General features: G+C 41.4%; 8 protein-coding genes and 1 tRNA gene. All 9 read left to right on the plus strand.

The window, feature by feature from the left end:
* Positions 1-314: 314 nt before the first annotated feature.
* The 9 genes from OCV88_RS01575 to OCV88_RS01615 all read left to right on the plus strand — a co-directional run bounded on the left by OCV88_RS01575 (position 315) and on the right by OCV88_RS01615 (position 11,663).
* Positions 315-3,581, plus strand: a complete 3,267-nt coding sequence (locus tag OCV88_RS01575) for a DUF7601 domain-containing protein (RefSeq protein WP_158423896.1) — start codon at positions 315-317, stop codon at positions 3,579-3,581.
* A 438-nt stretch (positions 3,582-4,019) separates the two neighbouring features.
* A tRNA-Thr gene (locus OCV88_RS01580) sits at positions 4,020-4,092 on the plus strand.
* A 77-nt stretch (positions 4,093-4,169) separates the two neighbouring features.
* On the plus strand, positions 4,170-5,477 hold the full coding sequence (locus tag OCV88_RS01585) for an ATP-binding protein (protein ID WP_158423897.1): 1,308 nt from the start codon (positions 4,170-4,172) through the stop codon (positions 5,475-5,477).
* 107 nt (positions 5,478-5,584) lie between these two features.
* Complete coding sequence (gene fba, locus OCV88_RS01590) at positions 5,585-6,535, plus strand: class II fructose-1,6-bisphosphate aldolase (RefSeq protein WP_158423898.1); 951 nt, start codon at positions 5,585-5,587, stop codon at positions 6,533-6,535.
* Between the two features lie 255 nt (positions 6,536-6,790).
* Positions 6,791-7,789 carry an ABC transporter substrate-binding protein gene (locus OCV88_RS01595; RefSeq protein WP_158423899.1) on the plus strand — a complete coding sequence of 333 codons (999 nt, stop codon included), beginning with the start codon at positions 6,791-6,793 and terminating at the stop codon, positions 7,787-7,789.
* Positions 7,790-7,958: 169 nt separating this feature from the next.
* On the plus strand, positions 7,959-8,891 hold the full coding sequence (locus OCV88_RS01600; RefSeq protein ID WP_158423900.1) for an ABC transporter permease: 933 nt from the start codon (positions 7,959-7,961) through the stop codon (positions 8,889-8,891).
* A complete protein-coding gene (locus OCV88_RS01605; protein WP_158423901.1) occupies positions 8,878-9,672 on the plus strand; it encodes an ABC transporter ATP-binding protein in 795 nt (264 codons plus the stop codon). Before OCV88_RS01600 ends, OCV88_RS01605 begins: the two co-directional genes overlap by 14 nt.
* Positions 9,673-10,056: 384 nt before the next feature.
* Positions 10,057-11,340, plus strand: a complete 1,284-nt coding sequence (locus OCV88_RS01610) for a DNA polymerase Y family protein (RefSeq protein ID WP_262590590.1) — start codon at positions 10,057-10,059, stop codon at positions 11,338-11,340.
* A gap of 2 nt (positions 11,341-11,342) precedes the next feature.
* Positions 11,343-11,663, plus strand: a complete 321-nt coding sequence (locus OCV88_RS01615; RefSeq protein WP_158423902.1) for a hypothetical protein — start codon at positions 11,343-11,345, stop codon at positions 11,661-11,663.
* Position 11,664: the final 1 nt, after the last annotated feature.

The raw sequence follows: 11,664 nt of genomic DNA on the forward strand, positions 1-11,664 counted from the left end.
TCGTTTGCTGTTCTTATAAACTTCGGATTGAATGTCTATAAAAGATTTAAGTATACTGGACATTTTGGGGAAGATATAGTATTATAAATGAAAATATTAAAGAAAGGACTTGACAGTTATGTTTAGTAACTGGTATGTTCTGAACAGACAGACAGACAGACAGACAGACAGACAGACAGACAGACAGACAGATAGGTCTGTTCTTTTTTCATACATATTTTTATAAAAATTCTAAAGGTGCAAATTACCTAATTAATAGGTGGTTTGCGCCTTTTTATATAGATTTTTATATAGCGTGAAGGAGGAAAATTGGAATGAGAAGAAAGAAAAAGGTTTTGATAACTGTTTTCTTAATTTTTGCATTGGTATGTTCTGGTATGTCAAGTGGATTTCCGATTACTATTTATGCGAAGGATAACAGTTTGGAAAAGACCTCATCTGAAATGAGAGATGGAGATGAAATGCCAGACAATGATGTGTTGGACAATCAAAATAATGAAAGCGCGAAGTCCCAGGAAGTGTTGAAGAGCACTGGACCCCATATAGAGGAAGAAACGGAAAGTGTGGAAATGATATCAGAGAACAATGGGACTGGCGATCAAGATAAGAAAAATACCAATAGTGAAGAAACGCAGGATAGTAATGTCAGTGGCGAAAATTTAATTAAAAATGAAGTCAGGAAAAACGAAAAGACCAGTACACTTACGGTTGATACGGTTGCTATAGTCGGTGATACAGAGTATGCATCCCTTGATGAAGCAATTAAAAATATTACAGATGATGCTACAGTAAAAGTGGTGTCCGATATAGAACTGTCTAAAAGTATTACGATACCTAAAGGTGTGTCAGTTACGCTGACAAGTGATGAAAATCAGCATACGGTTATGATGACTTCAATGAAAGAAAATTCAAACTATGCAGCTTTTGTCATCGAGCCGGGGGCTGCCCTTGTCATCGACAGCGATTGTTTAACCCTCAAAAGAGAGAAATACCAAGACTATTTAAGTGGTTTGATTGCTTGTCATGGTACCTTTGAACTGAAAAAAGGAACGTTGGATTGTCAGGGGAATGAAATTAATGATGGATGGGATAAAACAGATTATGCCGGAGGTATTGTTCAAGTCTGCGGAAACAAAGCTGTATTTATCATGGACGGTGGTACGATAAAGAGTGCCGTGCCACTTTATGGTGCTGGCGGTGTTAGGGTGTGTTGTAATGGAAAGTTCTTTATGAATAATGGGACGATAATGGATATCAATAACAATGGGCAGCTCAATGCCAGTGCCGTTATAGTTCTTGGAGAAGCTGGACTTACGACTAGTTCCACTTATTTTGAAATGAACGGCGGCTTCATTGAAAATAATACGAGCTATCGTGGAGGAGGTGTTTCCGTTATCGGCTCTAATTATGAGCATCGTGCAGAGATGGTTATGAATGCAGGGGTTATTAGAAATAATACTTGTACGGGATGGAAGCAATCGAATAGCTCCTACCAAGCGGCAGGTGGAGGTATTTATATTCAGGGGAATGCTGTAGTCTCTATGGAGGGAGGAGAAATCTCAAATAATACTGTGAATAGTGGATTAGGTGGCGGCGTGGCTACCGCTGACGGATATTTAAGTACCTTTGGAAGTGTAGAGCAGGCGGAACAGCAGGGGTGGCCCATCGGTACATATAGTAAATGGTATCCTGCCGGTTTTACAATGAATGGAGGAACAATCAGTGGCAATAAAGTGACAAAGGGAGAGATCGGCGGAGACGGCGGCTGCGGCGGAGGTATTTATTCTTCTTCAAATGAAGTAACCCTTAAAAAGGGGGTCATTGAAAATAATGAAGCCGAAAAACAGGGAGGAGGTGTGTATGTCGGTTCGGTTCCTTACGAATTGACCATTCATGACGCTGTGGTAACTGGCAATAAGGCGACCATACTTGGGGGTGGCGTATGGGCGTGTCCTACTGGCGATACAGAGGTGTTTGTTACGAATGGTGTGGGGATTTATGACAATACCTCAGACGGTGCTGGAGATGATGTGGTGTCCGTTAAGACTAGCGGGAAGAACTACATACTAACACTTGCTGACCGTATTTTGGGCGGGGGACAAGTACTTTGGTACAAAGATGGCGGACTGGCTGCAGATAGTAGTGTCATAGGAAATCCAGATGGTTCTGCACGCTATAATCCTGAAGGTAATGATAAGCCAATTTCACAAATTAAAAATAGTACGGAGCCCTATGCTTTGAAGGCCGTTGTTTCTGATAATGCAAAAAAAATTGCGGAAAGTAGCGCAGATCTCTTTATCAGAAATAATAAAGCAGCTCGTGGAGGCGGTATCGGTACAAATGGAGCCATTATCATGGGAGAAAAAGATAATGAGTATACATTGAAGGTAAAAAAAGATTGGAAAGACACGGATGAAAATTTAAAAGAGCCCGTTACAGTTTATCTAAAGGTCGGAGATACTGTTCTTGATTCGATAATACTTGATGAGACAAATAAATGGGAATCAGAATTTACACAGCTTCCGGCTCCCGATACGCTGGCAGATGCTCTTTCATACGCTGTTGTAGAGGAACCAGTACCAGATAACTTTATACCAAGTTATACAGAAGCAATGATTGACCATGATGCCCGCACTATTACGATTCAAATTACCAACACGTATCAACCGCCAAAACTTGGAAGCCTGACAGTAACAAAGGAAGTTACAGGGACACATGGAGATACGGATAAAGAGTTTCATTTCACAGTTATTCTTGATGATAAAACAATCAGCGGAAGATACGGGGATATGGAATTTAAAGAGGGAATCGCGGAATTCACCTTGAAAGACCAGGAGAGCAGGAAGGCAGAGGGTCTTCCGTCCGGAACAGGCTATAGAGTAGAAGAAAAGGAAGCAGACCAGGAAGGATATCAGACAACTGCCAAGAATGCCCAGGGAGCTGTGCCGGAGAATGGAAATGCGGAAGTCTTGTTTACAAATGCAAAAAGTATAAAAGGAAGCCTGACAGTAACAAAGGAAGTTGCAGGAACGCATGGAGATACGAATAAAGAGTTTCATTTCACAGTTATTCTTGATGATAAAACAATCAGCGGAAGATACGGGGATATGGAATTTAAAGAGGGAATCGCGGAATTCACCTTGAAAGACCAGGAGAGCAGGAAGGCAGAGGAGCTTCCGTCCGGGACTGGCTATAGGGTAGAAGAAAAGGAAGCAGACCAGGAAGGATATCAGACAACTGCCAAGAATGCCCAGGGAGCAGTGCCGGAAAATGGAAATGCGGAAGTCTTGTTTATCAATCAAAAAGATGAAATACCAGATAAACCGTCTATACCAGATGAACCACAGGTGCCAGATAAGCCATCTATACCAGATGAACCACAGGTGCCAGATAAGCCGTCTATATCCGATGAACCACAGATGCCAGATAAACCGTCTGTATCTAATACCACTCAAAGTTTGGATAATCCAAAGACAGGTGATGGATTCAATATGGAATTCTATATTTCTTTAGCTGCGATATCTTCCTTGCTATGGGCAATTGGGATAGTTATAATTAAAAAGAAAAAATTGACAAAGTGATGACTTGTAAAGTGGGTTACGGTCTGTAGGCCATTTACAGCAGCAATAAAGGAACTTTACATAGCCGGGAGGTTTGTCTTAACAGGGGATCTCTCGGCTTATTTTATTTCTGCATTTATGATTTCTCTCAGTTTTTCCGCCAAAGTTAATTTCTGGAGTATTGATTCTTTTTCTATGGAATACGCCCTAATTGTCATAAATATATTGACAAGAACTATTGAATCGTTTACACTGATTTACGCATGAGAAATTGATTCTATTACAATTCTATCACAATGGAGTTTTCTACCACAATTAGCTTCAACTTTAATAAGATCTGTGGATATTAAAAAGGAATTGTCAGACAACTAATAAGTGATATAAGAATAGCTGAAAAGCCTGATAAATCAAGGAAAATGGTATAAATAAAGGTTTTTCAAGAGATGAAATTTCAAATCCGCTTCGATAGCTCAGCTGGTAGAGCACTTCACTCGTAATGAAGGGGTCGTGGGTTCGAGTCCCATTCGAAGCTTGTTTAAAGGGAGGCTGATATACAGTCTCCCTTTCAGCATATACAAAAATCCGATAGAGGAAGGAAGATGAACGGTTATGTATCAGGAGATTGCAAAACTGATTTTATATGGAGATTTAAAAGAAGATACGATTTTATATCAGATGGGGGAGATTTTTCGGAAATTTGAGGAAAAAACAGTTTCCCGTGCGGGATTAACAAGGGAAATATATACTCAGATCAAGCATTTGCTGAATCTGTCCACAGAATATGGGTTTGATAAAAATCTGTGGCATAATTATCTCACTTATTTTCTGATTACCAATGAAAATTCTTTTAGCATAACAAGCGAAAAGGTTGGTGCCAACGATGGAAGTGTGAATTATTTTGCACTGAATGATTTTAAAGCACTGAAAGCTCTCTTTGATTATGATTTTTCAACCATAGAAAAAGAACTCCAGATTGATTGCTTCAGTCATATTTCCAATTATAAGGCTATTGTAAAAAAAGAGCTGATGTATAATAAAAATGTCAGTGAAAAGGTGCAGGCTTTAAGCGAAAAACTTGAGACTGCTGAAGATGAGATGGAATTTTTCCGGATGGTTACAGATTTTTATAAAGAATATGGCGTTGGAATGTTCGGCCTGAATAAAGCATTTCGGATTCAGGACCGCAATGATGGAGAGGTAACGTTTCTGCCTATCAATAATATGGAAAAAGTTATGCTGGACGATCTGGTGGGATATGAGATTCAGAAAAAGAAACTGGTTGAGAATACAGAAGCATTTGTTCAGGGCAGAAAAGCGAATAATGCTTTATTGTTTGGGGACAGCGGAACCGGGAAGTCTACCAGTATTAAAGCCATTGTAAATGCATATTATGACCAGGGCCTGCGGATGATAGAGATTTATAAGCACCAGTTTAAAGATTTGTCCAATGTGATTGCTCAGATCAAAAACAGAAATTATCGTTTTATTATTTATATGGACGATCTGTCCTTTGAAGAATTTGAGATTGAATATAAGTTTTTAAAAGCAGTGATTGAGGGCGGTGTGGAAACGAAACCGGATAATATTCTGATTTATGCAACTTCCAACAGACGTCATTTAATTAAAGAAAACTGGAGCGACAGAAATGATGTGGAGCAGGCTGACGGAATGCACCGTTCAGATACAATGGAAGAAAAACTTTCCCTTGTGCATCGTTTTGGCTGTACTATAAATTATTCCAAACCCACCCAGAAAGAGTATTTCCATATTGTAACAGAGCTTGCCAGAAAGAACGGGATTACTATGAGTGAGGAGCTGCTGTGTGGGGAGGCAAATAAATGGGAACTGAGTCATGGAGGAATTTCCGGAAGAACAGCTCAACAGTTTGTTAATTTTTTGTCAGGAATGCAGAAATAAGCAAAGATTTTATTGACAAAGCGTCTTAAATGCGCAAAGATATACGTATGGATATTGTTAGTTTCTTATCCAATTCTGATTGATATTAACAAGGAGGATTTATTGAAATGGGCTTAGTTACGACGAAAGAGATGTTCAAAAAAGCATATGAAGGCGGTTATGCCATCGGAGCATTTAATGTAAACAATATGGAAATTGTGCAGGGGATTACAGAAGCTGCCGGAGAGTTAAATGCACCGTTGATTCTGCAGGTATCTGCAGGTGCAAGAAAATATGCAAACCATTCCTATCTGGTGAAATTGGTTGAGGCTGCGCTGATTGAAAATGATCTTCCCATTGCATTACATTTGGATCATGGCGCAGATTTTGAAATCTGTAAGGCATGTATTGACGGTGGATTTACATCCGTTATGATTGATGGTTCTCATCATTCTTTTGAGGATAATATTGCGCTGACAAAAAAAGTTGTAGAATATGCTCACGACAAAGGTGTTGTTGTAGAAGGTGAGCTTGGCCAGCTGGCAGGTGTGGAAGATGATGTAAAAGTCAGCGCGGAAGACGCGAAATATACACATCCTGATGAAGTGGAAGAGTTTGTTGACCGCACAGGAGTTGACTCTCTTGCAATTGCAATTGGAACAAGCCACGGTGCATTTAAATTTAAACCGGGACAAAAGCCAATGCTTCGTTTTGATATTCTGGAAGAAATTACAAAGCGTCTCCCAGAGTTTCCGATTGTTCTGCACGGAGCTTCCAGCGTATCTCAGGAATATGTAAAGATTATTCAGGCAAACGGAGGAAATCTTGCGGATGCTATTGGTATTCCGGAGGAGATGCTTCGTCAGGCGGCAAAGTCAGCTGTATGTAAAATTAACATTGACTCCGACCTTCGTCTTGCAATGACAGCCGGAATCAGAGAAGTATTGTTCCAGCATCCGGAAGCATTTGATCCTAGAGAATATTTAAAAGTAGGCCGTGCCTATGTAAAAGAGGTAGTTTCTCATAAGATCCGTGAAGTATTAGGCTGTGAAGGAAAAGCAGCAGAAATATCAAAATAATATTCAGATGAAAAAAATCAGTCTTTGGAATCATCTCATAGGAGGAGATTTTAAAGGCTGGTTTTTTATTTTCTTTAAAATTCTTGTCAAACAGAAAAATATTCCATGCAGGAGCGCACTGGTTCTTTTTATAAGATAATTTTGTTTCATAAAAAAAATGTTATGATTTTTATGCAGAAAAAGTCATAATTAAATTGACTTTACGGATTAGAGAATGTAAAATAATAAACATATTTGGGACTAATGGAGGACGAGATGAAAAAGAAAATGGTAGCAGTTTTACTGACTGCATTAATGGTATGCGGGCTTGCGGCCTGTGGAAAAGCAGATGATTCTAAATCTTCAGCAAAGTCTGAGAACAGCGCATCGGGGAAGGCGGAATATAAGGTTGGTATCTGCCAGCTGGTACAGCATGAGTCTCTGGATGCGGCTACAGAAGGATTTATGGCTGCATTGAAGGAGGAGCTGGGAGATAAGGTAGAATTTGACGAGCAGAATGCACAGAATGATTCTAATACATGTTCTACAATTATTAACGGATTTGTTTCCAATGACGTTGACCTGATTCTGGCGAATGCCACGCCGGCGCTTCAGGCGGCAGCAGCAGGAACCAATACCATTCCGGTTCTTGGAACCTGTGTAACAGAGTATGGTGTTGCCCTGGAGATTGACGATTTCAACGGTACTGTAGGCGGAAATATTTCAGGAACCGCTGATCTGGCGCCGCTGGATAAACAAGCAGAGCTTGTTCAGAGTGTATTTCCGGATGCAAAAAATGTTGGGCTTCTTTACTGCTCTGCAGAGGCAAATTCCAAATACCAGGTAGATACTATGAAAGAGTATCTTGAGAAAATGGGATATAAATGCGAATATTATGCTTTTTCTGATTCTAATGATTTGTCTTCAGTTGTAAGTTCAGCAGCAGGAGCAAGCGATTTGATTTATGTGCCCACAGACAATACGGTTGCATCTAATACAGGAATCATTGATAATATCTGCCTTCCAGCCAAAGTACCTGTAGTGGGCGGAGACCAGGGAATCTGCGGCGGATGCGGTACGATTACAATCTGCGTGGATTATTATGACATCGGTTACACCACCGGAGAGATGGCAGCTAAAATTCTGACCGGTGAATCAGATGTTTCTAAGATGCCCATTGAATATTCACAGAATATTACAATGAAATACAATCCTACGAATGTAGAGGCACTGGGCATTAAAGTTCCGGATGAAGCGGTGGCAATTGAAAAATAAAGAAGGGTTTTTTATACAGGAGGAATCCTGTATACAGCAGTGCAGCCTTCGGTGAAAGCCGGCTGCACTGGTTTCCCGTACTTCTATGCAGCGAGATGGTGGTTTCGCTGCCATTTTACTGTTTATTGTTTAAAAACGACTGAGAGATAATTCGAGAGGAGAAAGGAACATGAGTATTCCAATTTTATTGAATGCACTGCCGGGAGCAGTTGCCCAGGGGCTGATCTGGGGCATTATGGCTATCGGCGTTTATGTAACATTCAGAGTTCTGGACATTGCGGACCTGACGGTGGATGGAAGTATGTGTACCGGTGGAGCAGTCTGTATTATGATGATGCTTTCTGGTCACGGAGTTGTGGTATCTTTGATTGTGGCTACGCTTGCGGGTATGGCGGCCGGACTGATTACGGGAATTTTTCATACGTTTATGGGGATTCCGGCAATCTTATCCGGTATTTTAACACAGCTGGCGCTGTATTCCATTAACCTGAAAATTATGACTAAGGCAAATCAGTCTATTAATGTGGATAAATATGATCTGTTAGTTTCCCTGCGTTTTGTAAAGGATGTTCCGTGGTATAAAAATACCATTTTTGTAGTTGCCATTATGATTGTAGTGCTGGTTGCCGTGCTGTACTGGTTTTTCGGAAGAGAAATCGGGTGTGCGCTCCGGGCTACCGGATGTAATGGAAATATGGCAAGAGCACAGGGGATTAATACGAATTTTAATAAAGTGCTTGGTTTGATGATTTCAAATGGACTGGTAGGTCTCTCTAGTGCGCTTCTGGCGCAGTATCAGGGTTTTGCAGACGTTAATATGGGACGTGGAGCAATTGTTATCGGCCTGGCAGCAGTGATTATCGGTGAGGCGATTTTCGGAAAGATTTTCAGAAATTTTGCCTTAAGTCTGGTTGCTGTTGCACTTGGATCTATCATCTATTATCTGGTGCTTCAGATTGTGATTCTTATGGGCGTGGATACAGACCTGCTGAAATTACTGACAGCTGTTGTAGTAGCTATATTCCTTGCGGTTCCATACTGGAAGAGCAGATATTTTTCAAAAGGAATAAGAAGAGGAGGCGCTTCAAATGCTGGAAATTAGAAATATATACAAAACCTTTAATCCCGGTACTGTAAATGAAAAAGTAGCGCTGAACGGATTATCTTTGACTTTGGAGGAAGGGGACTTTGTTACCGTCATCGGCGGAAATGGAGCCGGGAAATCCACCATGCTTAATGCGATTGCAGGAGCCTGGTCTGTAGACGAAGGTCAGATTCTTATTGACGGTGAGGATGTAACAAGGCTGCCGGAACATAAACGGGCTAAATTTTTAGGACGTGTGTTCCAGGATCCTATGACAGGGACTGCCGCCACCATGGGAATTGAAGAAAACCTTGCGCTGGCAAAAAGGCGGGGATGTCTAAGGACTCTGCGTCCCGGTATTAAAAAATCAGAACGGGAAGAATATAAAGAACTGTTAAAAATTTTAGATCTTGGTCTGGAAGACAGACTGACATCCAAAGTAGGGCTGTTATCCGGCGGCCAGCGTCAGGCGCTTACACTGCTGATGGCGACTTTAAAAAAGCCCAAATTGCTGCTTTTAGATGAACATACTGCGGCTCTGGATCCAAAAACTGCCGCAAAAGTGCTGGAAACCACAGAAACAATTATAAACAGGGAGCATCTGACAACGCTGATGATTACCCATAATATGAAAGATGCCATCGCCCATGGAAACAGACTGATTATGATGATGGAAGGAAAAGTGATTCTGGATATCCGGGGTGAAGAAAAGAAAAAACTCACGGTAGAGGAGTTGCTGCATAAATTTGAGCAGGCCAGCGGTGGAGAATTTTCAAATGACAAGGCAATTCTTGGATAGGAAAAAGTAGAAGGAGACTCTCACAGAAGGGTATTTTAAACAGAATTTTATCTGGTTTAGAATACTTTTCCGTGAGAGTTTTTTGTTACTCTATAGGAAATGCTGTGTTGCGATAAAACTGAAAAGTACCGATTCCTATAGAGCAAAAAAACGCTTCGCTGTGGATCGCACTGCGGCGGAATGGAGTCATGTCGCAAAAGCGACCCGCCGCAGGCGGAGAATGTGCTTTACACATTCTTTTCTATAGAAGTCGGTCTGTTCCCTGGCATTCTGTGCTGGAAGACATTTACACTACAAAAACGAATATATGTTCGGTATAATGCATATATAATAACAGAATCATTCACAGTTCTGAGAATGCTGGGAAGAGGTGAGCTTATTTTTATGGAACCGATTATTTTTCATGTGGATGTCAATTCTGCTTTCTTATCTTGGGAGGCGGTACATCGGATGAACTATCTGGGGGTGCAGACAGATCTGCGGGAAGAACTTTCGGCGGTGGGAGGAGATACAGCTATGCGCCACGGTATTATTCTGGCAAAGTCGATTCCTGCAAAAAAATACGGAATTCAAACAGGGGACAGTATTTTAAAGGCAAGGCAAAAATGTCCCGGACTGCTTGTGGTACCGCCTCATTATGATCTGTATGAGCGCTGTTCTAAAGCTTTGATGCAGATTTTAAAAGAATATACTCCTTGTGTGGAGCAGTATTCCATTGATGAGGCATATATGGATATGAGTGGAACAAAATGGCTGTGGGGAACGCCAAAGGAGGCGGCACAGCAGGTGCGGGGGAAAATTTTAAAAGAACTTGGCTTTACTGTAAATATAGGAGTTTCTACAAATAAAGTTCTGGCGAAAATGGCATCAGATTTTAAAAAGCCCAATCGGGTGCATACATTATTTCCGGGAGAGATAGAAAATAAGATGTGGAGTCTTCCAGTGGGCAGACTGTTTTTTGTGGGACGGGCCACGGAACAGAAACTGCACAGCTTTGGGATATCCACCATAGGGCAGCTGGCACGGACAGACCCCGCTTTTTTGAAAAAAACGTTGAAAAAGCACGGGGAAATCATCTGGGCTTTTGCCAACGGGCGGGATGCTGATCCTGTACAGGCCGTGCCGGAGCCGCAAAAAGGTTATGGAAGCAGCACTACCATTGCTTTTGATGTAAGGGATGTACCCACAGCAAAGCTGGTATTGCTGGCATTAGCAGAAACAGTTGGTATGCGTCTGCGGCAGGCAAAAGTACAGGCAGAAGTTATTGCAGTGGGAATAAAAACATATGATTTCAGATATTACGGACATCAGATGACGCTTTCTTCTGCCACTGACATTACAGAAGAAATTTATAAGTATGCCGTGGAGATCTTTATGCAGATGTGGGATGGCACACCCATCCGGCATCTTGGAGTTTACACCGGAAAAATCAGGGAAGCTCTGGATATGAGGCAGATTGATATGTTTGACAGGACAGACTATGGGAAGTTAAAGATGTGGAATCTGGCAGTTGACAGTGTGCGAAAGCGTTATGGACCGGATGCTCTCAGGCGCGGGGTATTTGTGAATCATCCGCTGAACATAGATCATATGAGCGGAGGCATCAGCCGTGAAAAACGAACTGTGGATTATGAAGCAGAACAAAAAGAGTCAGAAAGGAAGTGGTAAAAATGGCATTTCGGGCAGAAGGAGATATCAGAAGCCGGGATTTTGGAAGTATTAGGGGAACACTGCAAAAAGCAGCAGTAAAATGCTGGTTTACAGCAGGTGGAAAAGCGATGCCTCTGATGATGAAACTTCAAAGTGACCGGCAGGAAATTTTAACTGTGGATCATATTATCGTACTGCGCGCAGAGAAAAAATGGTATGCGGGTATTTTGACCTGGGAATATACCTGCCAGGCATTAGTGGAAGGAAAAATGGTGCCCTTTGTGCTGTTGTTCCATCCGGAGGAGTGTCAGTGGAAGTTAAAAAGGACTAAAGAGAAGTAAA

This window comes from Brotonthovivens ammoniilytica (assembly GCF_025566885.1).
Classification (GTDB): domain Bacteria; phylum Bacillota; class Clostridia; order Lachnospirales; family Lachnospiraceae; genus Brotonthovivens; species Brotonthovivens ammoniilytica.

Excerpts from the sequence above, each read along its gene's own strand:
- OCV88_RS01585 (WP_158423897.1), top strand. The coding sequence starts at position 4,170 with ATGTATCAGGAGATTGCAAAACTGATTTTATATGGAGATTTAAAAGAA.
- OCV88_RS01610 (WP_262590590.1), top strand. The coding sequence starts at position 10,057 with ATGGAACCGATTATTTTTCATGTGGATGTCAATTCTGCTTTCTTATCT.
- OCV88_RS01575 (WP_158423896.1), top strand. The coding sequence starts at position 315 with ATGAGAAGAAAGAAAAAGGTTTTGATAACTGTTTTCTTAATTTTTGCA.
- OCV88_RS01615 (WP_158423902.1), top strand. The coding sequence starts at position 11,343 with ATGGCATTTCGGGCAGAAGGAGATATCAGAAGCCGGGATTTTGGAAGT.
- OCV88_RS01595 (WP_158423899.1), top strand. The coding sequence starts at position 6,791 with ATGAAAAAGAAAATGGTAGCAGTTTTACTGACTGCATTAATGGTATGC.
- OCV88_RS01605 (WP_158423901.1), top strand. The coding sequence starts at position 8,878 with ATGCTGGAAATTAGAAATATATACAAAACCTTTAATCCCGGTACTGTA.
- fba (WP_158423898.1), top strand. The coding sequence starts at position 5,585 with ATGGGCTTAGTTACGACGAAAGAGATGTTCAAAAAAGCATATGAAGGC.
- OCV88_RS01600 (WP_158423900.1), top strand. The coding sequence starts at position 7,959 with ATGAGTATTCCAATTTTATTGAATGCACTGCCGGGAGCAGTTGCCCAG.